At 71.5% G+C, this 25,295-nt stretch carries 22 protein-coding genes; 4 read left to right on the top strand and 18 right to left on the bottom strand.

Going from position 1 to position 25,295, the window contains the following annotated elements; genetic code table 11:
- Positions 1 to 50: 50 nt before the first annotated feature.
- Positions 51 to 3,104: a glycoside hydrolase family 3 C-terminal domain-containing protein gene (locus BM236_RS11805; RefSeq protein WP_091123977.1), complete on the bottom strand. Its 3,054-nt coding sequence runs from the start codon at positions 3,102 to 3,104 to the stop codon at positions 51 to 53.
- A 195-nt stretch (positions 3,105 to 3,299) separates the two neighbouring features.
- Between BM236_RS11805 and BM236_RS11800 the strand changes: the two genes are divergently transcribed.
- Complete coding sequence (locus BM236_RS11800) at positions 3,300 to 4,508, top strand: ROK family transcriptional regulator (RefSeq protein ID WP_175507660.1); 1,209 nt, start codon at positions 3,300 to 3,302, stop codon at positions 4,506 to 4,508.
- Positions 4,509 to 4,532: 24 nt separating this feature from the next.
- Here the strand turns inward: BM236_RS11800 and BM236_RS11795 are convergent, their stop codons facing one another.
- The 10 genes from BM236_RS11795 to BM236_RS11750 all read right to left on the bottom strand — a co-directional run bounded on the left by BM236_RS11795 (position 4,533) and on the right by BM236_RS11750 (position 13,540).
- A complete protein-coding gene (locus BM236_RS11795; protein ID WP_091123973.1) occupies positions 4,533 to 4,976 on the bottom strand; it encodes an SRPBCC family protein in 444 nt (147 codons plus the stop codon).
- Positions 4,969 to 5,322 (bottom strand): ArsR/SmtB family transcription factor, encoded by a 354-nt coding sequence (locus BM236_RS11790; RefSeq protein ID WP_091123970.1) that lies wholly within the window; start codon positions 5,320 to 5,322, stop codon positions 4,969 to 4,971. Before BM236_RS11790 ends, BM236_RS11795 begins: the two co-directional genes overlap by 8 nt.
- Positions 5,319 to 5,780, bottom strand: coding sequence for an SRPBCC domain-containing protein (locus tag BM236_RS11785; RefSeq protein ID WP_091123965.1), 462 nt, complete (start codon positions 5,778 to 5,780; stop codon positions 5,319 to 5,321). The genes BM236_RS11790 and BM236_RS11785 overlap by 4 nt, the downstream gene beginning before the upstream one ends.
- Before the next feature lie 146 nt (positions 5,781 to 5,926).
- Positions 5,927 to 6,757, bottom strand: a complete 831-nt coding sequence (locus BM236_RS11780) for a PaaX family transcriptional regulator (protein WP_091123962.1) — start codon at positions 6,755 to 6,757, stop codon at positions 5,927 to 5,929.
- On the bottom strand, positions 6,754 to 7,260 hold the full coding sequence (locus BM236_RS11775; protein ID WP_217645309.1) for an acyl-CoA thioesterase: 507 nt from the start codon (positions 7,258 to 7,260) through the stop codon (positions 6,754 to 6,756). Before BM236_RS11775 ends, BM236_RS11780 begins: the two co-directional genes overlap by 4 nt.
- A 14-nt stretch (positions 7,261 to 7,274) precedes the next feature.
- On the bottom strand, positions 7,275 to 9,653 hold the full coding sequence (locus BM236_RS11770) for a bifunctional salicylyl-CoA 5-hydroxylase/oxidoreductase (RefSeq protein WP_091123960.1): 2,379 nt from the start codon (positions 9,651 to 9,653) through the stop codon (positions 7,275 to 7,277).
- Positions 9,650 to 11,293, bottom strand: a complete 1,644-nt coding sequence (locus BM236_RS11765) for an AMP-binding protein (protein WP_091123958.1) — start codon at positions 11,291 to 11,293, stop codon at positions 9,650 to 9,652. Before BM236_RS11765 ends, BM236_RS11770 begins: the two co-directional genes overlap by 4 nt.
- Complete coding sequence (locus tag BM236_RS11760; protein ID WP_091123956.1) at positions 11,290 to 12,189, bottom strand: acyl-CoA thioesterase; 900 nt, start codon at positions 12,187 to 12,189, stop codon at positions 11,290 to 11,292. The genes BM236_RS11765 and BM236_RS11760 overlap by 4 nt, the downstream gene beginning before the upstream one ends.
- On the bottom strand, positions 12,186 to 12,671 hold the full coding sequence (locus tag BM236_RS11755; protein WP_091123954.1) for a cupin domain-containing protein: 486 nt from the start codon (positions 12,669 to 12,671) through the stop codon (positions 12,186 to 12,188). The genes BM236_RS11760 and BM236_RS11755 overlap by 4 nt, the downstream gene beginning before the upstream one ends.
- Positions 12,672 to 12,724: 53 nt before the next feature.
- Positions 12,725 to 13,540 (bottom strand): fumarylacetoacetate hydrolase family protein, encoded by an 816-nt coding sequence (locus BM236_RS11750; RefSeq protein ID WP_091123952.1) that lies wholly within the window; start codon positions 13,538 to 13,540, stop codon positions 12,725 to 12,727.
- A 57-nt stretch (positions 13,541 to 13,597) separates the two neighbouring features.
- Between BM236_RS11750 and BM236_RS11745 the strand changes: the two genes are divergently transcribed.
- Complete coding sequence (locus BM236_RS11745; RefSeq protein ID WP_091123950.1) at positions 13,598 to 14,026, top strand: RidA family protein; 429 nt, start codon at positions 13,598 to 13,600, stop codon at positions 14,024 to 14,026.
- Positions 14,027 to 14,047: 21 nt separating this feature from the next.
- Here BM236_RS11745 and BM236_RS11740 read toward each other — a convergent pair whose 3' ends face one another.
- The 7 genes from BM236_RS11740 to BM236_RS11710 all read right to left on the bottom strand — a co-directional run bounded on the left by BM236_RS11740 (position 14,048) and on the right by BM236_RS11710 (position 22,714).
- Entirely contained in the window at positions 14,048 to 15,367 is a 1,320-nt protein-coding gene (locus BM236_RS11740) for an amidohydrolase family protein (RefSeq protein ID WP_091123948.1), read from the bottom strand.
- Positions 15,368 to 15,465: 98 nt separating this feature from the next.
- Positions 15,466 to 16,878: a serine hydrolase domain-containing protein gene (locus BM236_RS11735; RefSeq protein ID WP_091123945.1), complete on the bottom strand. Its 1,413-nt coding sequence runs from the start codon at positions 16,876 to 16,878 to the stop codon at positions 15,466 to 15,468.
- A complete protein-coding gene (locus tag BM236_RS11730; protein ID WP_091123943.1) occupies positions 16,875 to 17,282 on the bottom strand; it encodes a RidA family protein in 408 nt (135 codons plus the stop codon). Before BM236_RS11730 ends, BM236_RS11735 begins: the two co-directional genes overlap by 4 nt.
- The gene (locus BM236_RS11725) at positions 17,279 to 18,553 is read right to left on the bottom strand and encodes an NAD(P)/FAD-dependent oxidoreductase (RefSeq protein ID WP_175507659.1); all 1,275 of its coding nucleotides are present in this window, start codon (positions 18,551 to 18,553) and stop codon (positions 17,279 to 17,281) included. Before BM236_RS11725 ends, BM236_RS11730 begins: the two co-directional genes overlap by 4 nt.
- A 25-nt stretch (positions 18,554 to 18,578) precedes the next feature.
- Positions 18,579 to 20,012, bottom strand: a complete 1,434-nt coding sequence (locus tag BM236_RS11720; protein WP_091123938.1) for an amidohydrolase family protein — start codon at positions 20,010 to 20,012, stop codon at positions 18,579 to 18,581.
- A 135-nt stretch (positions 20,013 to 20,147) separates the two neighbouring features.
- Entirely contained in the window at positions 20,148 to 21,137 is a 990-nt protein-coding gene (locus BM236_RS11715) for a dipeptidase (RefSeq protein ID WP_091123936.1), read from the bottom strand.
- Complete coding sequence (locus BM236_RS11710; protein WP_245750294.1) at positions 21,134 to 22,714, bottom strand: PucR family transcriptional regulator; 1,581 nt, start codon at positions 22,712 to 22,714, stop codon at positions 21,134 to 21,136. Before BM236_RS11710 ends, BM236_RS11715 begins: the two co-directional genes overlap by 4 nt.
- Positions 22,715 to 22,884: 170 nt before the next feature.
- Between BM236_RS11710 and BM236_RS11705 the strand changes: the two genes are divergently transcribed.
- Both BM236_RS11705 and BM236_RS11700 read left to right on the top strand, forming a co-directional pair.
- On the top strand, positions 22,885 to 23,994 hold the full coding sequence (locus BM236_RS11705) for a glycosyltransferase family protein (protein ID WP_139230090.1): 1,110 nt from the start codon (positions 22,885 to 22,887) through the stop codon (positions 23,992 to 23,994).
- Positions 23,995 to 24,018: 24 nt separating this feature from the next.
- On the top strand, positions 24,019 to 25,245 hold the full coding sequence (locus BM236_RS11700; RefSeq protein WP_091123927.1) for a hypothetical protein: 1,227 nt from the start codon (positions 24,019 to 24,021) through the stop codon (positions 25,243 to 25,245).
- The last annotated feature ends 50 nt before the right edge of the window (positions 25,246 to 25,295 follow it).

Here is a 25,295-nt window from a genome sequence, read left to right as displayed (position 1 = left end):
CAGACGCGGCCGCGGGCAACGCCCGCGACCGCGTCTGCACCGGTGAAGCGTCAGCCGACCGTGACGGTGACCTCCTGGATGGCCGTCGGGCTGACCTCGTTGCTGGCCCGGACCCGGACGGTGGACGTCCCGGCGGCGGTGGGCGTGCCGGAGATGGTGCCGGTGCCGTCACCGTTGTCGGTGAAGGCGAGCCCTGCCGGCAGCCGGCCGGCGACCGAGAGGCTGGGCACCTCCTGGGCGGTCGGCGACTGCGTGGTGGCCGTCGTCACCGTGAAGCTGCCGGCCGTACCCGCCGTGAAGGTGGCGGTCGGCTCCGAGGTGATGTGCAGCGGCGCCACGTTCACCACGAACGATGTGCTGACCGTCCTGCCGCGGTAGGTGGCGTCCACCGTCACGGTGGCGACACCCGAGCCGACCGTCCGCAGCGCGGTGCCGCGCTTCTCGACGGCGACGACATCGCGCCGGTCCGACCGGTAGCGGACCCGCATCCCGGCGGGGAGCGGTGTGCTGCGTCCCTTGGCGACGTAGCCGTGCAGCGCCTCGTCGTCGGTGGCGACGGTGACCTGCGGGTCGATCGCGGTGCCGACGTCGAAGGCGACCCGCTGGGCGACGTCCGCGGCGGCGTCACCGGTCTGCACCGGGCGGACCGTGACCGTGGTGGGCACCCGCCCGAGCCGGCCCGTCACCGCGACCGAGGCGTGCGCCCGGACGTCGGAGGACGAGGCGGCCAGCTGGAGCCCGTAGGTGCCGCGATCCACCTTCATGGTCTGCGTCTTCTCGTTGAGGAACGCCAGCTGCGAGGCCGGCGCCGAGAAGTGCACGCGCACCGACCGGCCGGGCTTCACCGTGACCCGGTCGAAGGCGAGCAGCCTCTTGGCCGGTCGCTCCGCCGCGGCCGAGGCGAACGGCGTGGTCACGTAGAGCTGCGGGGTCGCCGCTCCGGTGACGTCGCCGGTGTTGGTGACCGTCGCCGTCGCCGAGATCGTCCCGGAGGCGGCGACGGAGCCGTTGGCGACCTTCAGGTCGGAGAACCGGAAGCTGCTGTAGCCCAGTCCGTGACCGAAGGGGAAGGTCGGCGTGCCGGTGTAGTACATGTACGTGCGGCCGGGCGACGACTGGCTGGGCCGGATCGCGTAGTCGGTGATCGGCGGCAGCTGGCTGTCGTCGGAGTACCACGTGAAGGGCAGGTGGCCGCTCGGGTTGACCTTGCCGAGCAGCACGTTGGCGATCGCCGGGCCCTGTCGCTGACCGAGGTAGGAGCTCCACAGGATCGCGGGGCTCGTCGCCTCGAAGCTGCGCACGTCGACCGACCCGACGGTCTGCAGGTAGACGACGGTGCGCGGGTTGGCGGCCTCGACCTGGCTGATCATCGCGGCCTGAGCGCCGGGGAGCGCGGTCGTGGTGCGGTCGTGGTCTTCCGAGGAAGTGGTGCGGTCCGTGCCGGCCACGACCACCACGGCGTCGTACCCCTTGACGGCGTCGATGGTCGCCTGGTCGACGGTGGTCAGCGAGCCGGCGGTGGTCCCGCCGGTGACGCCGGGCAGGAAGTCGACCGTGGCGTTGGGGTTGCGAGCCTCGACGGCGTCCTTGATGCCGGTGTAGGCGTCGATGTTGTTCGCGGCGCCGGCGTTGACCTGGATGCTGGAGTAGCCGCCGGTGTCGAGCCGCGCCGGGTGCGCGAAGTAGCCGACGACGGCGACCTTGAACGCCTTGTTCCTCGGGACGCTGAGCGGGAGGAGGGAGGCGCTGCCGACCTGGTCGTTCTTGAGCAGGACGAGACCGTGCTCGGCGCTCTCCTGCGCCTGGGCGAGCCGCTCGGGAGTCTCGGTCACGGCGTTGTTGTCGGGCGAGCTGGTCCAGGTCGCGCCACCGAGGCGCTTGCGGGCCGCGCGGACCCACGGCACCTGGTTCTCCTTGTCGAACTCACCGGTCTGGATCCGAGCGGTGAACAGCCGCGTGACGGAGGTGTCGACGTCGCCGACGTTGAAGGTGTCGACCTCGGTCCTGATCTGCTGGTCGACGGCCGTGGGCACGGTGTTCCCGTAGCTGTACTGGTCGTGGTAGCCCCAGTTGCAGTCGAGGTCCTCGCCCGCCGAGATGGCGTACGCCGACCGGCCGTACTGGTCGAGCGGCGCGCTCGCCGTCGGCGGCTGCCAGTGGTGCCCGTTCTGGATCTCCCGCACGGCGTCGCAGTCGGAGGTGAAGTAGCCGCCGAAGCCGTAGGTGTCGCGGGCGAGGTCGCTCATCAGCTGGACGCTCGCAGCGGCCGGGACGCCGTTGACGGCGTTGTAGGAGCTCATGATCGAGCCGGGGTGGGCCGCCTTGATGATGTCGGCGAACTGCTTGGTGTAGTACTCGCGCAGGGTCCGCTGGTCCATGTCGGCGGAGCCGGTGCGGCGGTCGACCTCGCTGTTGTTGGCCGCGTAGTGCTTCAGCGTCGCGATGGCCTTGTAGTAGCCCTTCGCCGACGCCGGCAGCTCGCCGTCGGGCGTCTGGCCCTGCAGCCCGTCGACGTACTGGCCGGCGAGCTGCGCGGTCAGCGTCGGGTCCTCGCTCCAGCTCTCGTCGTTGCGGCCCCAGCGCGGGTCGCGCGAGAGGTTGACGGTCGGGGCGTAGAAGTCGAGGTTGAGCCGGTTGTCGGGCGCGGTGTCGCGCGCCTCGTCGCCGATCAGGGAGGCCTCGCGGTAGACGAGGTCGGGGTCCCACGTGCTGCCCATCGAGAGGTCGGAGGGATACGACGTGGTGTTGGTCAGGGTCGTGGCGTTGCCCGTCGGCGTGATCGTCGAGGCGTTGACGCCGTGGTTGGACTCGTTCCACCAGCCCCACGCCGCGATGCCCAGGCGCGGGATGGCCGGAGCCTGGCTGCTGTTCATCTCCTGGGCCTTCTCGGCCAGGGTCATCCGGCTGACCAGGTCGGCGGCCCGCTCCTGGGGTGTGAACGACGTGTCGAGGTAGACCGGAGTCGAGGACGCCCGCGCCGCGGACGATGCGCCGGGTGCGGCGGGGGCGGCGGCCGAGTGGCCGACGGTTGTTGCGGCGAGGGCGCCGGCGATCACGGCGGTGCCGAGAGTGGCGACGGCACGCCTGCGTTGTCTGCTGACCATGAGTGCTCCGAGAGAAAGGCGTACCGAACGGGTGCGCGCCGATAGGTCCCCCAGCCCTGCCCGAGAACAGGCAGCGTGTGGTCTGGGTCTCATGACCGTAGGGCCGTGCCTTTATCCGGGTCAAGGATCAATCTCGCGTTGTGGCCGCTTGATTTATCCTGTTCCGGACTAACTCGGGCCGCTAGGCTGCCGTGCGTGAGCGAGCGAGGCGACGAGACGCTGCCGAGCCGGAACGGACGCGCGGTCCTCGAGGCCGTCCGGTCCCGCCCCCGTTGCAGCCGCGCCGACGTGGCGCGCGCCACCGGCCTGTCGACGTCCGCCGTCTCGGCCCTGGTGAGCAGCCTGATCGCCGCCGGGCTCCTCGTCGAGCTCGGCACCAGGCCGGCGACGAGCGGTGGCCGGCCCTCCGTCTCCCTCGGTCTGGCTCCGCGGGCCGGCGCCCTCATCGGGATCCACCTCGGCCACGCCGACCTCCGAGTGGTGCTCACCTCGCTGGACGGGACGCTGATCGCCGAGCAGCGGCACGTCCTCGACGTCGACCACGAGCCGACCGAGTCCCTGGACCGGGTCGCGCGCAGCACGACCGACCTGGTCGCGAGCGCGGACACCGACCTCGGACGCGTCCTCGGCGTGGGAGTGGCCGTCTCGGCGCCGGTCGTCGGGTCCCGGCAGCTGGGCTCGCCGCCGATGCTGCTCGACTGGGGCGGCGTGGACATCGGTGGGATCCTGGCCGAGCGCACCGGCCTCCCGGTCCACCTCGGCAACGACGCGAGCCTCGGTGCGCTCGCCGAGTGGCGGCTCGGAGCGGGCGCCGGGGTCGACGACCTCGTCTACGTCATGCTCGGCGAGGGCGTGGGCTCCGGCCTGGTCCTCGGCGGCCGGCTGCACACCGGGGCCGCCGGCATGGCCGGGGAGCTCGGCCACCTCTCCGTCGTCCCCGACGGCCGGATCTGCCGGTGCGGGGCACGCGGTTGCCTCGAGACCCTCGTCAGCAAGCGCGCGCTCGTCTCCGCGCTCGCGCACACGCTCGGCCCGGCCGCCACCGTCGAGTCCCTCCTCGACTTCGCGGACGCCGGCGACCGAGGAGCGCTCCGACTCCTCACCGACGCCGGGCAGGTGCTCGGCACCGCCCTGGCCGGCGTCTGCACCATCACCGACCCGCGCCTGGTCGTCGTGGGCGGCGACCTCACCGCACGGCCCGAGTCGAGCGATGCGCTCCTCGCCGCCGCGAGCCGCGCCCTCGACTCCGCGCTGCCGCCGGTCGCCAATCACGACATCCGCGTCGTCCGCGCACAGCTCGGCCCGCGGGCCGAAGCCCTCGGCGCCGCTCTCCTCGCGGCGTCCCGCCTCGGAGGCGGGGTCGTCGGGAGCGCCGAGGTCGCGCAGGTCGCTGACGCGATGTGATGGCGCGCCGAGGGGCACCTCGGGTCAGTCCGGGAATGCGATGTGGACGTCGTGGGGAGCCGGAGCACCGGCACCGCTCTCGAGCAGCCCCTTCAGGCTCATCAGGTACGTCGCCCACTTGGTGCTGCAGTGGTGCATGAACTCCACCGGGCGCTCCCAGCCCTGGTGCTCGAACATCACCACCGTCCAGTCATCCACGGCGTTCAACCGCCAGTCGACGGTCGTGCCGACCCACTCCTCCGGACCGTCCACGACCTCCCACCGCACGTGCGAGCCGGGCGTCGTCTCCAGGACCTTCATGTCGAAGCCCCCCGGCGGGAAGCGGAACTCGATGACGCCTCCCTCCGAGGCGTCACCGGACGTGTCGGTCGTCCACCAGCCCGCGAGGCCGTCGATGGTGGTCAGCGCTCGGTAGACGGCGTCGGGCGGAATCTTCTCGACCGCGACGCGGTGCAGGATGTCAACCATCGTTCGTCTCCTTGTCCTTGATCTGCTGCAGCGTCTCGGCGAGGCGCCTGATCCGGCGGAGCCGCCCGTCCCAGGCGCTCGTCACCGCATGGAGCTGCGCGAGCGCACGAGCGAACTGCTCGTCGTCGATCCGATAGTGCCGCTCGCGCCCGGCCGCCTCCCCGTGCACCAGGCCGGCCCTGTCCAGGACGGTCAGATGCTTGGCGACCGCCTGACGGCTCACCGGGAGCCGGTCGCTGAGCGTGGTCGCGGTGCCCGACCCGTGGGCGAGCAGGAGGTCGAGCATCTGGCGCCTGGTGGGATCACCGATCGCCGACCACAGCTCGTCGTCGACGGCCGTGCTCATGCCCGGACACCCACCCGCGCGGCGTACGCCGCCAGCCGCGGGAGGAAGTGGTCCCAACCCTGGACGTGGTCCCGGTAGTGCGCCTCCAGCGCGGCTGCCTCCCAGCCCCGCTCGCGGAAGCCGGTCTCGCGGAACCGCACCAGCGTGCCACCGTCGCGGGCCACGAGCTCGAAGGTGACGAGCATCGAGTTCCCCTCGGCCGCCGGCTCCCCGGCCGCATGCGTCCAGCGGAAGGAGAAGCGCGTCGGCGGCTCGACGTCGACGACCGTGAGCGACTCGACCTGGTCGCCGGCGTCACCGTTCGAGAACCGGATCTCACCCACCGACCCGGCGACGGGCTCGTAGCGCGCCTCGTCGGGCCACCACTGCGCCACGTGCCTCGGGTCGCTCACCACCTGGAAGACCGTCTCCGGTGACGCCTCGATGAAGAGCTCACGCTCGATGGATCCCAGCTCCATGACTGCCTCCTGCAACGATTGGTTGCACATCACTGTAGGCGCGCTGGCGTCGATGTGCAACCAGTGGTTGCGGAATATCGCCGGACTCACCCGTCGAGATCCAAGAGGCACGGGTGACCCTTCGGCGCAGCCGCCGCGCGACGAGATCAGCCGCCCCAGGAGGCCCGGGCGTGGTCGAGGGCCGGCCCCTCGAGCACCGCGACCAGCTCCTCGAAGAGCGCCACCGCCGCGCCGGCCGGCCAGTCGGCGGCGAGCACCTCGCGCGGGAGGCCGGGATCGCGGAAGGGAAGCTTGCGCCACCGGTCCAGCATCGTGAGGTACGCCGCGAACGCCTCGGCCCCGGCCAGCTCGGAGAGCTGCCGGAACTGCGAGCGGTAGGCGTCGATGAAGTCGCGGTAGCCCCGGTCGATCGCCGCGAGGTCCCAGGAGTCGTACAGCACCCGGGTGAGGTCCTGCGGGCCGAAGTAGTCGCCGACGAAGATGGCGGCATAGCCGCCCAGCCCGAGGTCCTCGATGGCGCGCTCGGCCGCCTGCCGCATCCGCGCCGGCGCGATCCACAGCGCGGTCCCGATGTTGCCGAAGCCGAGGCTGGTCAGGTGGGAGCGCAGCTGGTGACGCTTGGCCCGCATCGACTCCGGCACCCCGAAGTGGACGATGCACCAGCCGTCGGAGAGGTCGGCGGGCTTGCGGGCGTGCCAGATCACCTCGTCGCCGGCGGCGAGCGTGGCGTCCGCCTCCTCGGTCAGGAGGTAACCCCGAGCTCCCGAGCGGGATGCGGGATCGAGCCAGCCGTTCTTCTTCAGCCGGAAGACGGCCGTGCGCACGCTGGGCGCGTCGATGCCGACCTCCCCCAGGAGGTCGACCGCGGCCGCGATCGGCATCCAACCGCCGAGCGGGCGCACCACGGCGCCGAGGAACGTGACGATCGTCGTACGCGGCTGCGGCCCGCGGACCGCGCCTTCGGGCGCCTCGCTCATGCGCGCGAAGCCTCTGCCGATCCGTCGGCCTCGCCAGTCCCGCCCAGCGCCGCGACCCACTCGACCGGCCACGGCACGCTGCCGGCGCCGTCCCGGTGCCCGGCGCCTGCGTGGTTCGTGCCGATGTGCACGGTGACGTAGGCGCCCCGGGCCGCCCGCCCGCGCGGCCGGCCGTCGTGCTCCTCGCCCCACACCTCGAACTCGAAACGCATCGACGAGGTGCCCAGCCGCGCCAGCTCGACGACGGTGGTGACGTCCTGGCCGAAGAACAGCGGCGCCTCGAAGTCCACCTCGAAGCGGACGCGGGGCGCGACCGGGAAGTAGCCGTCGAGGCCGCGCTCGCGCATGAGGCTGGCCTCGGCGGCCTCGACGAACCGCATCACCGTGCTGTTGTGGTAGATGCCGGCGGCGTCGGTGTCGATCCACTCCACGCGGGTGCGGAGGACGGCGCGCGGCCGGCCGTGCTCGGTCGTGGCCCCGGTCGTCGGCTCAGGCACGCTCACGGTCGGCAAGGGTCTCAGACCCGGTCACGCGCCGCGGACGGCACCCAGCGGAGATGGACCGACTCGGACGCTCCGTCCCGCAGGAGCTGCAGCCGCGGCGGGACCTTGTCGGTGCGCGAGGTCGGCGGCCTGCGCCGTCCCGCCTCCCACGGGACCGGCCACTGCGCGCCGGGCCCTCGGTAGTCCTGCTCGGCCGCCGCGTGCAGCGTCCAGCTCGGGTCGTAGAGGTGGGTGCGGCCCAGCGCGCACAGGTCGGCACGGCCGGCCAGCAGGATCGAGTTCACGTCGTCGTACGACGAGATCGCCCCCACCGCGATGACCTTCACCCCGGCCGGCTCGGCGACGCGGTGACGGATCTTGTCGGCGAACGGCGTCTGGTAGGAACGGCCGAACGCCGGCTTCTCGTCCTTGCTGACCTGCCCCGACGAGACGTCGATCGCCGCGGCGCCCGCGGCGACGAAGGCGCGGGCGATCTCGACGGCGTCCTCGTCGGTGTTGCCGTCCGGCAGCCAGTCCGTCGCCGAGATGCGGACGGTGACCGGGATCCGGGCCGGCACGGCCGCGCGTACGGCGGCGAAGACCTTGATCGGGAAGCGCAGCCGGTTCTCCAGCGAGCCGCCGTACTCGTCGGTGCGGTGGTTGGCCACGGGCGAGAGGAACGAGCTGAGCAGGTAGCCGTGCGCGGCGTGCACCTCGACCAGGTCGAAGCCCGCCGCCACCGCCCGCTCGGCGGACGCGACGAAGTCCGCCACGACCGCGTCGAGGTCGGCCCGGGTCGCCTCGCGCGGCACGTGGCAGTCCGCGCCGTACGGCAGGGCGGACGGCCCGATGACCTCCCAGTTGCCCTCCTCGAGCGGCTCGTCCATGCCCTCCCACATCAGCTTCGTGGAGCCCTTACGACCGGAGTGGCCCAGCTGCATGCCGATCTTCGCGGTCGACTGCGAGTGGACGAAGGCGGTGACGCGGCTCCACGCCGCCAGCTGCTCGTCGTTCCACAGCCCGGGACAGCCAAGGGTGATCCGGCCCTCGGGTGAGACGCAGGTCATCTCGGTCATCACCAGGCCGGCCCCGCCGAGCGCCTTGGAGCCGAGGTGCACGAGGTGGAAGTCGGTGGGCACGCCGTCGGTGGCGACGTACATGTCCATCGGCGAAAGCACGACGCGGTTCTTCAGCTCCAGCTCGCCGATCCGCACCGGCTGGAACATCGCCGGCGCGGTCTCGTCCGCCGAGCCCTGGTGGCGCGCGAACTCGGCCTCCATCAGCGCCGCGAACTCGGCGTCGCGATCGCGCAGGTTCTCCTGGGTGATGCGCCGCGAGCGGGTGAGCAGGTTGAAGACGAACTGCGCGGGGTCCTGGTCGGCGTACATCCCGATGTTCTCGAACCACTCCAGCGACGCCTGGGCGGCGCGCTGGGTCGACTCGACCACCGGCTTGCGCTCGGCCTGGTAGGCCGCCAGCGCCGTCTCGACGTCAGGGTGCTCGTGCAGGCAGGCGGCGAGGGCGAGCGCGTCCTCCATCGCCAGCTTGGTGCCGGAGCCGATCGAGAAGTGCGCGGTGTGGGCGGCGTCGCCGAGGAGCACGACGTTGCCGTCGTGCCAGCGCTCGTTGCGCACGGTGTTGAAGTTGATCCACTTGGAGTTGTTGGTGAGGATCTCGTGCCCCTGCAGCTCGCCGGCGAAGATCTCCTTGATCCGCTCCACCGCGTAGTCGTCCGAGACGCCCGGCGCGAAGACCTCGCCCTCGGTCCGGTCCAGACCCGCGCGACGCCACACGTCCTCGTGCATCTCGACGATGAACGTCGAGCCCTGGTCGGAGTAGGGGTAGCCGTGGATCTGCATGGTGCCCCACTCCGTCTGCTTGACGAAGAACTGGAACGCCTCGAAGACCAGGTCGGTGCCGAACCAGATGTACTTGTTGTGCCGCCGGTCCAGCGTCGGCCGGAACACGTCGGCGTACTTCGTCCGCACCGCGGAGTTGAGCCCGTCCGCCGCCAGCACCAGGTCGTACGACGCCCGCAGCTCGTCCGGGTCGGGCGCCTGCGTCCGGTAGCGCACGGTGACGCCGAGCTCGGCGACCCGCTCCTGCATGATCTGCAGCAGCTCCTTGCGGCTCATCGCGGCGAAGCCCTGGCCGCCGACGGTGAACGGCGTGCCGTTGAACTCCACGTCGATGTCGGTCCAGCGCGCGAACCGGCTCTCCATCCGCTGGTGGATGACCGGGTCGGCGCCCTCGATGCTGCCGAGGGTCTCGTCGGAGAACACCACGCCGAAGCCGAAGGTGTCGTCGGGCGCGTTGCGCTCCCACACGGTGATGTCGTGGCTCGGGTCGAGCGTCTTCATCAGGGCGGCGAAGTAGAGCCCGCCGGGCCCGCCGCCGACGATCGCGATCCTCATGCTCCGGCCTCCGCCTCGATGATCTGGCGCAGCTTGAAGTGCTGCAGCTTCCCGCTGATGTTGCGGGGCAGCGCTGACACGAACCGCACGTCGCGGGGGTACTTGTAGGGCGCCAGGTGGCCCTTGACGTGGTCCTGGAGCTCGGTGGCCTTGGCCGCGCTCGGCTCGACGCCGTCGCGCAGCACCACGAACGCGCAGACGATCGCGCCGCGGTCGGGGTCGGGTGCGCCGACCACGGCCGACTCGACGACGTCCTCGTGCAGGTCGAGCGCCGCCTCCACCTCAGCGCCGCCGATGTTGTAGCCGGAGGAGACGATCATGTCGTCGGTGCGCGAGCAGTACCAGAAGTAGCCGTCGGGGTCGCGAAGGAAGGTGTCGCCGGTGACGTTCCAGCCGTTGACCACGTAGCCGCGCTGGCGGTCGTCGTCGAGGTAGCGGCACCCGACCGGGCCGATCACCGCGAGCCTGCCCTCGACCCCCGGGCCGACCTCGTTGCCGTCGGCGTCCAGGATCGTGGCGCGGTAGCCGGGCACCGGCCGGCCGGTGGCGCCGGGCCTGATGTCGTCGCCGGCCGCGGAGATGAAGATGTGCAGCATCTCGGTGGCGCCGATGCCGTCGATCGGCTTGATGCCGAGCTCGCTGTGCAGCTGCTCCCAGGTGGATTGGGGCATGTGCTCGCCGGCGGTCACCGCGGCGCGCAGCCCGGCGAGCCGGCCGACCTTGCCCGCCTTGAGGATCTGCTTGTACGCCGTCGGGGCGGTCGCCAGGACCGTGACACCGTGCTCGTCGACGAGGTCGGCGAGCTCCGCCGGGGCGGCGGCCTCGGTCAGGAGCGCTGACGCGCCGGCGCGCAGCGTGAAGACCACCAGCATGCCGAGGCCGAAGGTGAACGCGAACGGCGCCGTGCACGCCACCACGTCGTCGGGCTCGAGCCGCAGCGTCGTGCGCCCGAAGGTGTTGTCGATCGAGAGGATGTCGCGGTGGAAGTGCGTGGTGATCTTCGGGATCCCGGTCGTGCCCGAGGTGGGCCCGAACAGCGCCACGTCATCGGCGGCGGTGTCGACGGCCGCGAACCCGGTCGGCTTCCCCTCGATGCGTCGGGCCAGGTCGTCGGCCGCCGGGCCGCCGTACGTCACCACCGTGAGATCGGGCGCGCTGTCGTCGCGGACCGCCAGGACGTCGTCGACGAACCGGTGGTCGACGAGCGCGACGGCGGGTCGCGTCTTGGCGACGATGGGGGTGAGCTCGGCGGTCCGCAGGGCCGCCATCGTGGTCACCACGATGCCGCCGGCCTTCAGCACGCCGAGCCACGCGGCGACCGTCCACGGGTTGTTGGGCGAGCGCAGCAGCACGCGGTTGCCGGGGACCAGGCCGAGGTCGTCGACCAGCACGTGCGCGACCTGGTTGGCCCGGGCGCACAGCTCGCCGTAGGTCCACACGGTGCCGTCGGGCGTGCGCAGCGCCGGCCGGTCGGGGCCGTACGTCGCCACGGCGGCGTCGATCAGCTCGGCGCCGGCGTTGAGGCGCTCGGGGTAGTCGAGCAGCTCGGTGGTGAACTCGAGGGTCGGCCACAGCTCCGGTGCCGGCAGGTGGTCCCGGGCGAAGGTGTCGACGTAGCCGGTGGGGGCCAGCTCGCTCACGAGGCCGCCCCCGTCCGGATCATGCCCTCCTGGACGACGGTCGCGACGTGGGCGCCGTCGCGGGCGAAGAACCTGCCCACCGCCGAGCCGCGGCCGGACTCCACCGAGATCGCCTCCTGGGCGTAGAGCAGCCAGTCGTCCATCCGGACCGGGCGGTGGAACCACATCGCGTGGTCGAGGCTGGCAGTCACCAGGCCCGGGTCGGCCCAGGCCACGCCGAGCGCCCGCAGCGCCGGCTCGAGGATCGTGTAGTCACAGACGTAGGCCAGGGCCGCGGTGTCGCGCTGCGCGGTCGTCAGCGGGTCCACGTCGCGCAGGGCGTCGTACGGCTTGACCCACACGGCCTGGTGCGGCGCGGTGCCGCCGTCGACGCTGACGTAGACGGGGCCGGGGACGTGGCGCATGTCGAAGCTGCGCCCGCCCGACCAGTAGGCCTTGGACGTCTCGGTCATCGTGGCGCCGGAGCGGTCGGCGAGGTAGTCGGCCGAGGTCGGCAGCGTCTCCGGGTCCGGGAGCCCGGCCGGCATCTCGGCGGAGAAGCTGCCGCCGGGCTCGCCCGCCGCGAAGCCGACCAGGCTGACGTAGGCCGGCTTGCCGTTCTGGTAGGCGCGCACCTGCCGGGTCGCGTAGCCGCGGCCGTCGCGCAGGACCTCCACCTCGTAGCTGACCTCGGCGCCGATGTCGACGGGGCGCATGAAGTAGGAGTGCATCGAGTGGACCTCCTTGTCGCCGACGGTCCGCATCGCGGCGACGAGCGCCTGCGCGACCATGTCGCCGCCGTAGGCCTTGGGCCACGGGCACGGCTGGGTGGTCGCCGTGAAGGCGACGTCGAAGACCTCAGCCTCGGCGGGTTTGAGCGTGATGGCGTCGGTGAAGATCGCGGAGGTGGCGGTCACGGCCGGCTCACCCAGTCCTTCAGGTCCTCGTCGCCGACCTGCGGCAGGTTGACGACGATGTTCTCGGGGGTGCGGGCGGTCATCCAGGTGAGCGGGTTGTTGCGGTCGAGGTTGCACTCGACGTGCGGCATGAACGGCGGCACGAACACCCAGTCACCCTCGGACATGTCGATGTAGTCCTCGAACCGCTCGCCGAAGTAGATCCGAGCGCGGCCGGACAGCACGTAGCCGCCGGTCTCGGCCTCGCCGTGGTGATGCGGGACGGAGCGGTATCCGGCCAGGTTGTGCACCTTGCCGAACCACAGCTTCGTCGCCGGGGTGTGCTGGATGCTGACGCCGCTGATCCGGGTCGCGCCCTCGCTCTGACCGGTCAGGTCGGGCTCGTGGCCGCCGCGGGTGACGACCGGGACGACCAGCCCGCTCTCGTTGGCGTACGACGAGGGGTCGCCCTCGAGCACGTAGTTGCTGAGGTCGGGATCCATGGGCGGTGTCCTGTCTGTCGGGCCGGCTCAGCTGCGCGGAGCCGGGCGGTTGGTCAGCGGCTGAAGCGGATGGTGGCGGCGATCGAGCCGATGCCGGTGACCTCGGCCTCGACGAGGTCACCGTCGGCCAGGTAGGTCGGGGGCGTCATGCCCATCCCGACGCCGCCCGGCGTCCCGGTCAGGACGACGTCCCCGGGTCGCAGCACGGTGAAGGTGGACACGTAGGCGAGCAGCGCGGCGCTGTCGAACACCAGCGTCTTGGTGTTGCCGCGCTGGCGCTCGACGCCGTTGACCCGGCAGGTCACCTCGACGCCGGCGACCGGGTCGATCTCGTCGGGCGTGACGACGACGGGGCCCAGCGGCGTGCTCGCGTCCCAGGCCTTGCCCTGGAACCACTGCAGCGTGCGGTTCTGCCAGTCCCGGATCGAGATGTCGTTGGCGACGGTGTAGCCGGCGATCGCCGCCCCGGCCTGCTCGCGACCGGCGTTGCGGATATCGGTGCCGACGACCACGGCCAGCTCGGCCTCCCAGTCGACGTCGAGGCCGTCGGGCAGCCGGATCTCGGCGTCGGGGCCGACCAGGGTGTCGGCGTACTTGGCGAAGAGGGTGGGGTGGCTCGGCAGCTCGCGGCCCATCTCGGTGATGTGGTCGGCGTAGTTGAGCCCGCAGCAGATCACCTTGCCGGGCGCCGGCAACGGCAGCAGCGGTACGGCGCCGGGCAGCGCGTCGCCGGCGAGGCCGTCGGCCTCGGCGGTCGTGTGGGCGGCCAGGTAGGCACTGAGGTCGGGGGCCGGCAGCGCGTGCCAGCCGTCCTCGCGCCAGACGGCGGCACGGGGCCCGGAGTCGGTTCGGACGGTCGCCAGTCGCATATTTCAATTTCTGCACGAACGTTGTGCAACTGTCAATAGGCGTCGTACCGTTGCCGCATGACGACCGACCTCACCCCCGTGGCGATCAACCCCGCGACGCTCGCCGAGCCGAGCGGCTTCTCCCACGGCACGCTGAGCGGCAACACGCTCCACCTCGCCGGCCAGACGGCGCTCGACAAGGACATGCGGATCGTCCCGGGCGGGATCGTCGAGCAGTTCCGGCAGGCCTTCTCCAACGTGCTCGCGACGCTGCGCGAGGCGGGCGGCGTCCCCGAGGACCTGGTCTCGATCACGATCTACCTGACCGACATCCCCGACTACCAGGCGCACGGGCGCGAGATCGGCAGGGTCTGGCGCGAGCTCGCCGGCCCGGTCTACCCGGCGATGGCCGGGATCGGCACCACCTGCCTGTGGCAGCCCGAGGCGATGATCGAGATCCTCGGCGTCGCGGTCATCCCCGACGAGCGCCTCCTTCGACCGAGCTGACCCCGCGCGCGCGTGGGAGCGTCAGAACTGGTCGATCAGCTGGTCGAGCTCGGCGAACCGCTCGACCTTCGGGTGGTCGATGACGTGCCCGCGGACGACCACGCTGATGGGGTGGTCGAGGGTGCGGATGTCGGTGAGCGGGTTCGCGGAGGTGACGACGAGGTCGGCCGCGCGGCCCGGCTCGACGGCGCCGGTGACGTCCTCCACACCGAGGATGCGGGCGTTGGCCTGGGTGGCGGCGTGCAGCGCCTGCGCCGGGGTGAGGCCGGCGTACCGGATGAGGAAGTCGAGCTCGCGCCAGGTGTTGTAGTGGGTGACGAAGGTGAGGGCCGAGTCGGTGCCCATGCCGAGCAGGATGTCGCACTCCAAGGCGATGCGGATGCCTCCGAGCATCTCCTCGAAGATCATCTCCGCGTTGACCTTGGCCACCTCGTTGGCACCGGTGATCGCCCGGTCGAGCTTGACCAGCGGGAGGCACGCCATCAGCGTCGGGATGAGCGCCGAGAAGCCACGCAGCGAGCTCGGGTTGTTCTTGAACAGGTCGATGATGTCGTCGGTCAGGTTCGCGCCGTGCTCGATGGTGTCCACGCCGGCCCGCAGGGCGGCACGGATGCCGTCGGCGCCCTGGGCATGGGCGGCGACCAGGACGCCTGCCTGGTGTGCCTCCTCGCAGATGACGCGCATGTTCGCCTCGGTCATCTCCGGGCGTCCGGCGTACCCGACCTCCTTGGCGTCGGTGACACCGGCCGTGGCGGAGATCTTGATGGCCCTGACGCCCCTGCTGAGGCTCCTGCGGACGTGCTTGCGCACCGTGTCCGCGTCGGCACCGATGAGCGCGATCTGTGGCGCCCCGTGTCCGCCCGGGATGGCCAGCAGCGGACCGGACGGGATCAGGCGCGGACCCAGCAGTCGCCCCTCCCGGATCTCCCTGTCGACCTGGACCACCTCGTAGCCGGGGTCGCCCACGCTGCGGATCGTGGTGACCCCGGTGTTGAGCTGCGTCTCGACGGCGTTCCTCGTCTTCCCGAGCAGCCAGCGCTGGCCGATCGGGCCGCGGAGGAAGCGGGCGACGAGCGTCCCCACCCGCGGGTCCGCGAGCACCGGCTTCAGCGGCTTCCCGTCGGAGAAGAGGTGGGCGTGCGCGTTGATGAGACCGGGCTGGACGAACCTGCCGGTCGCATCGATGACGCGAGCCCCGACCGGCACCTCGACCTGGGCGGTCGGGGCGACCGTGGTGATGAGGCCGCTGTCGTCGACGGTGATCGTCCGGTCCTCGAGGAGGGTGCCTCGCGCGTCACCGGTGACCACCGTCGCATGGGTGATTGCCAGCGGCCGGCTCATCGCGTTCCTTCCGCGGACCTCGGTCAGGCGAACCGGTCAGGGTGGCCGGATGTCCCGGGGTCCTGGACCCGATCGTGGCAGAACCGACGCCTCCCCGCCTATCCCTCCCGGGGCATGAAGCGCAGCGCGGTGTGCAGACCGCGCGGGCGACCAGGCGCCGCGGGCAGCTCGGCGAGGAGGGTCAGTCGCCCGTAGAAGCCGGTCAGCTTCTCCGGGTCCGTCCCGTCGAGCATGTACTGACCGGGCGCTATCCCGACGTACTCCCGGGTCGTCGTGCCGAAGCCGCCGTAGGCCTCCAGCACGCGTCGATGGTCGTCGTCGACGAACGTCGTCGCGGTCTCGACGAGGAGCTTCTCGCCGTGCGTCGTCACGGTCTGCCGCTTCTGGAAGCTGGCGTACTCGCCGCTCACGCCGGGGTCGGGTGTGGTCGGTACGGGGACGACCGGCGGCGCCGCCGGCTGTCCGGTGAGGTGCTCGATGACGGTCGTGTGGAGGCTGTCGTTGAGCAGCACGTTCGGTCCGGCGACGAAGCTGACGATGACGGCGTCGAGCTCGGGGATGATGCAGAAGCTCGAGCTGCCGCCGAGGGAGCCGCCGCCGTGCCATGCCGCCGTCGTTCCGCTGATGGGGATCAGCCACCAGCCGAGCCCGATCGGCGGTGCCTGCGGGATGCCCAGGTCGACCGTCGGCGTCCGCATCGCTGCGACGAGCTCCTCGGACAGGACGCGACGGCCGTCGACCGCCCGACCGCCGCAGAGGTGCATCCGCCCGAAGGCGATCATGTCCGCGACGGTGACGATCGGCGTCGCACCGGCCCCCGCGCAGGACTCGGGCAGCGTGAACAGCTCGGTGGCCCGCAGCCGCCCGGGCTCCTCGGCCGCGAAGGCGCCGATCGCCGTACGCCGCAGAAACGCCTGCGTCTGGACCGCTGTCGCATCGGTCATCCCGCACGGGCCGAACACCTCGGCCTCGAGGGCCAGCTCGTACGGCAGCCCGGTCTGCTCCTCGAGGATGCGCGCGGCGAGCACGAACCCGGGGTTGGAGTAGTGCACCCCCGCGCCCGGCTCGAAGAGGCAGCCGACCTGGTGCAGGTGCGCGACGTAGGACCTGCTGGCGTCGCGGCCGCGCACGCCGTCGGGCATCAGGTCGTCCGCGTCGATGCCGTTGGTGTGGTTGAGGAGCATCCTCACCGTGATGGCGTCTGCGGCCGCGGTGTCCGCGAGCCTGAGGTCAGGGATGTAGTGATGCGCGGGGGCGTCCAGGTCGACCGCGCCCCGCTCCACCAGTCGGAGCAACGCGGTGGTCGTGAGCACCTTGGTCACCGAGCCCAGCAGCCAGCCGGTGTCCGTCGTGAACGCCTGGCCGGTGTTGAGGTTGGCGCAGCCGTGGGCGAGCGCGAGCTGCTCGCGGCCCACCGAGATCCCGACCACGGCTCCGGCGACGCCGGTCGCCTCCGACTGTCGGTCGAGGAGGTCGGCGAGCGGTGCGCGCAACGACTCGAGTGCGGTCATGCGGTCCGCTCCCCTACCGGGCAGCCGGCGACGACCTGGATCTCCACCTTCAGCTCGGGGAACGCCAGCTGGACCCCGAGCGCGTAGCGCGCGGGGTGATGGTCGGCGAAGAACTCCTGGTACACCGTGTTGAACCCGGCGAGGTCCCGAGCGATGTCGGCCAGGAAGATGCGCACGATCCCCACCTGCGCGAGGCACGAGCCGGCGCGCTCCAGGATGGCGACGAGGTTGGTCAGCGTGAGCCGGGCCTGCTCCTCGATGCTCCCGCCCACGAGCTTCCCGCTGTCCGGGTCGATCGGGAGGATGCCGGCCGTGTGTACGACGTCGCCCATCCGGCAGGCGGCCGACAACGGCAGGTCTTTGAAGTCCAGGGCGTTCCCGACGCGGATGAGCTCGACGTTCATGTCCTGCTCCTTCGAGATCGCTGGAAGCGTGCCGGCGAGAACGGCTGCAGGACCTCTGGCGTCCTGCCGGTGAGCATGAGCTCCGCGACCGCCTCGCCGGTGGCCGGCGCCAGCGTGATGCCGAGCATCGAGTGGCCCGTCGACACGAAGACGTTCTCGTAGTGGTTCGACCTGCCGACGACGGGCAGGCCGTCGTAGGTCAGCGGCCGCATGCCGGCCCAGACGTCCTCGATCGGGCCGGCGGCCGGGGCGCCGAGGAACTCCTGGGCCTGCCGGTGGATCGACTCGACGCGACGCTGGTCGATCCGGGTGTTCAGCCCGCTGAGCTCGAGCGTGCCGGCGACGCGGGTCCGGCCGTCGTCGAAGGCGCTGACGCCGATCTTGGAGTCGCCGAGGTAGAGCGGATGGCTCGGCGGGTGCTCCAGTCGCAGGCTGAAGCTGTAGCCCTTGGCACCCTGGACCGGGACGTCCACGCCCAGCTTCCGCGCCAGCGGCTCCGTCCAGGCGCCGGCCGCGAGCAGCACCTGATCGGCTTCGATCCGCTCTCCGCCCGCGAGGGCGGCGACGACCCGGCCACCCCTGATCTCGAGGTCGGTGACCTCCAGGCCCTCACGGATGGTCGCCTTCCCCTCGAGCAGGCGCTCCGCGAGCCCTCGGGTGAGCGTCTGCGGGTCCACGTGCCGTTCGTCGGCGAGCAGGAAGCCGGCGGCTACCCGCGACGACAGCGTCGGCTCGAGCCGGCTCATGCCGGCCGCGTCGAGGAGGTCGGTGGGCACGTCGTAGCCGAACGGGGCCAGCTGCTGCAGGGTCTCGAGCTCGTGCTGCGCGCTGCTCTCGCTCGTGAAGGCGAACAGCAGGCCCTTCTTCCACATCGAGAACTGCACGTCGTCCCGGACCAGCTCGTCGAAGAGGGGCATGGTCCGCGCGTTGAGGGCGGCCAGCGCGGCGAGGCCGGCGTGGTAGTCCCGGGGGTTGCAGGCCTTCCAGAACCGCCACAGCCACCGGGCCAGGCCGAGGTCCGCGCGGGGCGGGATGAAGACGGGCGAGTCCGGTCTGCCGATCGCCTGGACGGCGTACCGCCGCACCCCGGGGGCCGGGATGGGCGCCGACAGCATGGGCGTGATCCATCCCGCGTTGCCGCGCGAGGCCTCGTCGCCGACGTACCCACGATCGAGGACGACGACCTCCGCCCCTTCCCGCTGCAGGTAGTACGCCGCCGCGAGCCCGACGGCGCCGCCACCGACGATGACGACACGAGCTCCGGAGTTCACGGGTGTCTCGGATCCGTCGCGGAGCTCAGTGGTGTCCCGGGCATCCGGGCAGGCGCTCTCCGTGGTGGAGGGGTCGCTTGTAGCGGGCCTCCTCCTCGAGCGCGGCAGGAAGCTCGGCGGTGAGCAGGGGCTGCTCCGGGAGCGCGTCGAGGTCGACCATCACGCCGCCCTTGATGACGGCATGGATGCTCTGGTAGTTCTTCGCGCCCTGCAGGGGATTCGCGTCGAGGACCACCATGTCGGCGATCTTGCCCGCCTCGAGCGTGCCGAGGTCGTCGTCGACCTGGTAGGCCTCGGCGATGTTGCGGGTCGCGGCGCGCAGGAGCTCGATGGGCGCCATGCCCTTCTCCTCCATGGCCCGGAGCCAGACGAAGTGACCGGTCGCCAGGCGGTTGAGGGCCTCGTCCTCGGGCAGTCCGTTCCAGGTGGCCGCGATCATCGGCTCTTGCATCACCTCCCGGGCGAAGATGCCGCCGTCGTTGGCGAGGAGGATCTTGGCGCCGGCATCGACGAGGTTGCGGCAGTTGGTGTCCGACGCCGCCCAGATCGTCCACTCGAAGTCGGTGATGGACTTCTTCAGGATGTCGCGCCCGTGGTCGGTCAGCGGGAACACGGTGGCGGCGCAGCCCTTCGGCGCGAACTGCTCGAGCGTCTCCTGGGGGATCTCGGTCGGACCGGTCATGTTGGCGTGCTGCACGAGGTCACAACCTGCCTCGACCGCGATCCTCAGGCCCTCCACGGTCCCGGTGTGCGCCTGGGCGGTCACCCCTGCACGGTGGGCCTCCTCGACGATGACGCGCTGCGCGCGCTCCGAGAACTGGAGGAAGGCACCGGCGGAGGTCCCGCCGTGCTCGTTGGACCCGTACTTGACGAAGTCGATGCCGCGCCCGAGATAGTCACGGACCTCGTCGCCGACTCCCTCGGGGGTGAGCCACATCAGGTGCCGTCCGGTGTTCTCGACCCACGTCGCGTTGACGCGGTCGACGAAGTGCCCGGTCCCCACGCCGGGAATCCGCCCGTCGAAGTCCGGGGAGAACGGGCCGTCGAACCCGATGATGTTGCCGGCGCAACGGATGCGGCTGCCGACCAGCTCGCCGCGGTCGATCCGGTCGCGGACCGCCTGGAGCGCGCGCCGCGGCCCCCACGTGTCGAACACGGTCGTCATGCCGCTCTTCAGGGCGACCTGGGCGGCCTCGGCGATCAGGTCCTCGTAGCGGCCGTCGTACCGGACGAGCGTCTCGAGGAAGATGTTGATGAGGAGGTGGACGTTGGCGTTCATCAGGCCCGGGATGATGAACTTCCCACTGACGTCGACGACCTCCGTGTCCTCCGGTACGTCGAGCTCGTCAGGTCGGCCGATGGCGACGATGCGGCCGTCTCGCACCAGGATCGCCAGACCATCGACGCCGTCGTCGGTGACGCCGTCGATGACGGTCGCACCGGTCAGCAGGAGTGACATGGTTCTTCCTTCCGCGAAGGGCTTCGGCCGAGTGGGGCACGGCTCTCTTCGCTCACCGTAGGTCCACGCCGACCGCCGTGCCTCGTGGCGACCGACAACAAACCCAGGGCTGGTTGGTGGACCGCTACAAAGCCCTCAGCGCCACACCTGGGCGGCGACGCGGCGGAAGTTCCCGCCCAGGATCCCGTCGATCGCCTCCGCGGGATATCCGCGCTCCGCGAGCGCACCCTCGACGCTGACCGTCGTCTCCGGGTCGATGAACTCGATGACGCCCCACCGGTTGTACTCCTCGGGGAAGAGGTCGGGGTTCTCCACGAGCTCGCCCTGCACGTCCTCGGCGTCGAAGGAGAAGTCGCTCCCGATGCCCACGTGCTCCCATCCGACCAGGTCGACGGCGTAGTCGATGTGCGCGATGTAGGCGTCGAGCGTCGCCACGTTGGGCCCGAGGAAGATGCCGATGCCGGGGATCCCGATGACACCGCCGGTCGCGGCGCACTCGCGGGCCTGCTCGTCGGTGACGTTGCGGGCGTGGTCCCACACGCCCTTCATCCCTGAGTGGGAGTAGATCATCGGCCGCTCGCTCATCTCCGAGATGTCGAGCCCGGTCCGCACGCTGCAGTGGGAGCCGTCGGCGAGCATCCCGACCTCGTTCATCCGCTTGACCAGCGAGCGACCCCAGGCGGTCAGCCCGGTGTCCTCGGTGTCGAGGCAGCCGCAGCCCGCGGCGTTCGCCGTGTTGTAGGTGGGGAGGAGCGACCTCACGCCGAGGTCGTAGAACGTGTCCACCATGTCCAGGTCGCCGGCGAGCGGACGCGAGTCCTCGAGGTCGAAGGCCACGACGATCCGGCCCGCGTCGTGGGCGTCGTCGATCTCGTCGACGCCCCCCACCAGGCCGAGCTCCGGATGCTCCTCGATCTGGCGACGGAAGTCGTCCAGGAATCCCAGGGAGTCCTCTCGGGTGTGCGGCGCGTAGCCGACGTTGACGCACACGAACGCTCCGCCGTCGCGGCGGTAGCGCAGGATGTCGCCGACATCCGCCTGGCGGGTGAGCGGCAGGCAGGCGTGCTGCTCCCAGAAGAGGCGTGCGGTCGAGGTGTGCGTCACGGGATCTCCAGTGGTCGTCATCGGCGCGCGAGGATGCGGAGCTGCAGCAGGGCGGCGAACCGCTGGTCCGGGTCGGCGAGGTCGAGGCCGCTGAGCTCGGCGACGCGCCTGATCCGGTAGCGGAGGGTGTTCGGGTGGATGAACAGGGCCGCGGCCGCGACCGTGTAGTCCCCGAAGGCGTCCAGCCATGCCTCCAGGCTCTCCAGGAGGCCGGAGTCGTGTCGCTCGTCGTACGCCAGGAGCTCAGCGATCGGCCCGATCGGCCCGTCGCCGCGCACGATGGCGAGGTCGCGGAGCTCCAGCAGGAGCGACTGGGTGTAGACGTCGGGCAGGCTGGCCACGCGCCGCGTGGCGTGGCCGTCGCGAAGGACGCGGAGCACCCGGTCGACCACCGCCCGGCCCTCGACCATCTCGTTGATACCGCGTACGGCGGGCCCCACCGCGACGACGACCGGCAGCCCCTTTCCGAGCCGGTCGCGGAACTCCTCGGCGAGCCGTACGGCGCGCGCCGCCCCGGCCTCGTCCGCGACCGGCATCAGCGCGTAGACGGCGGCGCCGATGTGCGCGACGGCCGCCCGCGGCACCGACGTCGACATGTGCACCGCGAACGCGTCGTTCAGCCTCTGCCAGTCGGAGGCGGCCGCCTGCTCGTCGGCACCCTCGCCCGGGCGGCCGCGGAGGCCGGCGCCCAGGACGACGACCATGCGGTTGGTCAACCCGAGCCGGTCGAGGGCACTGCGGGCGTCCGAGCCGCCTTCGAGGGCGGTCGCGACCAGGTCGGACCGGATCCGTCGCTGCGCGTCGGCGCCGGCACGCACCTGGAGGAGGTGGAGGGCGGTCAGCTTGGCGGCGTCCTGGAGCGCCGCCTCACGCTCGGCGCTCAGCTCCCCGTCCATGACGGCCCAGATCGAGCCCAGCACCTCGTCGCCCGCGCGGACCGCGATCGCCACGCGCTGCCTGAAGACGCCGTCGCCCCATGGCTCGATGACGACGGGCCGTTGGGCTCGGTAGAGCTCGCCGAAGATCCCGCGCTCGTTGAGGACGCGGGCCAGCCGCTCGGGGACCTGGCGCCCGATGATCGCCTCGACCCGCGATGGGTCGCCCTCGTCCTGCCGTCCCGAGAACGCCAACACGCGCGAGCTGCGGTCCTCGATCGTCACGGGTGCGTCCAGGAGGGCCGCGACCGCGTTGGCGACGGCGAAGAGGTCGCCGGACGGCAGTCCGCCGAGCGACTCCTGCGGCACAACACCCACGTCCCCCTCGGCGAGCAGAGAGCGGAGGAGGGCACTCAGCTGCGCCCAGGTGGCTCCGCGCCGGAGGCCCAGCAGGGCGATCCCGTTCGCATCCGCCGCCTCGACCAGCTCGGGCGTGACGGTGACCGGAAGGCGCGCGACGACCCCGGCTACCGGCTCGCCCCCGAGCGATCGGAACAACGGGATCAGGTCGTCACCGGTGAGCCCGACGGCCAGGACAAGAGCGCCGGAGGGGTACACCGGCTCGTCGAGCGGGTCGTGGATCACGATCCCGTCGATCACGACGTCGGGGTCGGGGGTGCCCACCAGCACCTCGAGGAGGGTGTCCCCGAGGTCGTCGAGCACCCGACCCAGGCTCGCGCGAGGGCGCATCCCCCCGCTCGACGCCGGCGCGAGGGACGCCGCACCTGTCATGGAAGTCGATGCTAGGCGGATCGCGCCTCTCGGTGCCTTGTCGCACTGCACCAAGTCGGTCCCCCTGGCTGGTCGGAGGCGACAACCTAGACTTCCTGGCCGTGGCCGATACCCGAGCCAGGCTCTGCCTGACCATGATCGTCAGGGACGAGGCGGCCATCATCGCACGCTGCCTGGCGGCCGCGGCTCCCTGGATCGACGCTTACGCGATCCACGACACCGGCTCGTCCGACGGCACGGCAGAGATCGTCCGGTCATTCCTCGAGCGACGCGGTGTGCCGGGCCGCGTCACCCACGGCCGCTTCGACGACTTCGCCCAGGCCCGCAACGAATCCCTGGCCCTGGCGCGTGACTCCGCCGCGGCCTACGGGGTCGACTACCTCCTGCTGTGCGACGCCGACATGGAGCTCGTGGTCGACGACCCCGGCTTCCGGGACTCGCTGGCCGCTGACGCCTACCTCCTCGGCCAGCGGGCCAGCGGACTCCACTACGCCAACGTCAGACTCTTGAGAGTCGACGCACCGGCGCGCTACGTGGGCGTCACCCACGAATATCTCGACATCGGCTCGGCCGCCCGGCCGACCCTGGGCGGGGTCTGGTTCCACGACCATGCGGAGGGGGCCAACCGCCGGGGGAAGTTCGAGCGCGATCTCGCGCTGTTGGAGGGCGGCCTCACGGTCGAGCCCGACAACGCGCGCTATGCCTTCTACCGAGCCCAGACGCTGCGCGACCTCGGCCGGGAGCGGGAGGCCCTGTCCGCCTACGAGCACCGGGCTTCCCTGGGCGGCTGGGAGGAGGAGGTGTGGTACTCGCTGCTGCAGGTGGCACTGCTGCGCGAGCGACTGGCGGACAGCGACCGGGACGTGCTGGCAGCCTACCTGGCGGCGTTCGAACGCCGACCCGGACGGGCCGAGACCCTGGTCCAGCTGGCCCGCTATCTCCGCGAGCTCGGACGACACGAACTCGGCCACGTCTTCGCAACCAGAGCGGTCCAGCTCGCGCCGACGGACGACATCCTCTTCGTGTCCCCTGACTGCTACGGCTGGCGGGCCCGCGACGAGCTGTCGATCTCGAGCTACTGGGTGGGCAGGTACGCCGAGTCCGCTGCCCTCGCCCAGGCCGTGCTCGCGGACCCGCAGCTGCCGCCACAGGAGCGACCTCGCGTGGAACAGAACCTCGCCTTCGCGCGCGAGCGCACCGCCCTACCCTGACCGGGGTGCCTCCCGGCCACCCCCATGCGTCTCGGCTTCGCCCTCCTGCACCTCGGCAGGACCGACGAGGCCGAGGAGCTTCTCGGCGCCGGCGTCGCGCTGAACCCCTCGATGGCGGGCGTCGCGGCGCCGTCGTACGACCCGAGCAGGCGACCTCTGCGCGGGCTCCATCTCTCCGAATGCGCCACAGCTCCTCCGCTGGTCCACTACGGTCATCCGGTGCCCACCTCTCGGCCCCGCGCCCTCGCCTCCTTGTCCCTCGCCACTTTGGCCCTAGCCACCGCCGTGGGCACTGGCGGGGCGGCCGATGCTGCCGATGCTGCCAACAGGTCGAAGCAGGACGTCCGGGTCATCCGCGCCTGCTTCAGCGTCAAGACCGGCAAGATCCGCATCGTCCGCAAGGTCACGCAGTGCCGGCCGCGCGAGGACCACATCAACTGGGTCCGCGGCGTGAAGCACCCCACGGGCACGCCCGGTGCGGCCGGTCCCGCTGGGGCGACGGGCGCAACCGGTGACATCGGCCCCGCCGGCCCCGCCGGCCCGACCGGCGCCACTGGAGCCACGGGTGCGGCCGGCGCGACGGGCACGGCCGGTGACATCGGACCGACCGGCGCGACAGGCCCCGCCGGGCCGACCGGCGCCACCGGCCCGACCGGTGCCACGGGCCCGACCGGCGCGACGGGCCCCGCGGGTGCCTCGGGCCCGACCGGTGCCACCGGCCCGGCAGGCTCCGGAGCCATGCTGTCGAGCAGCAGCGGCCAGGTGGCGACCACCACGACCGTCCTTGGTGGGGCCAACAACACCGTGGCCGTGTTGCCCATCAACGGCACCGGCTCGGTCAGTGGCGTCGCCATCGCCGGTGGGGCGATCGACGCGACGAACAGCGCGGTCGCCGGTCTGGCCCAGCCGATCACGGGCTCCCACACCCTCACCGGCATCGATGCCTACTTCACCAACACCAACGCGATGTCACTGGTCGGCTCCACCCTCGCCCTCCAGGCTCAGGTCTGGACGTCCTCGACCGGGGACAACGTCTTCACCCCGGTGCCCGGAGCAGTGTGCACATTGGCACCCTCGTTCACCGGCGTCCTCGCGATCGGAAACGTCGCTGACTGCGCGAGCGCCGGCCTGGCCATCCCTCTGACCGATCAGACCCGCGCCATCCTCGTCGTACGCTCGGACGTGGTCGCGGGCCTCGACACGGCGACGACCCTCAACGGCTACTGGTCTGCCGGCCTGACCCTGTCCTGACACGGACTCCGCGTCCGGAGCTGGAGCTGTACGCGGAACTCCGGGCGCAC

The organism is Nocardioides terrae (assembly GCF_900112345.1).
Lineage (GTDB): Bacteria > Actinomycetota > Actinomycetes > Propionibacteriales > Nocardioidaceae > Nocardioides > Nocardioides terrae.
The sequence above is the reverse complement of the archived record's forward strand: the minus strand, read 5'-3'. Positions and strand labels throughout refer to the sequence as shown.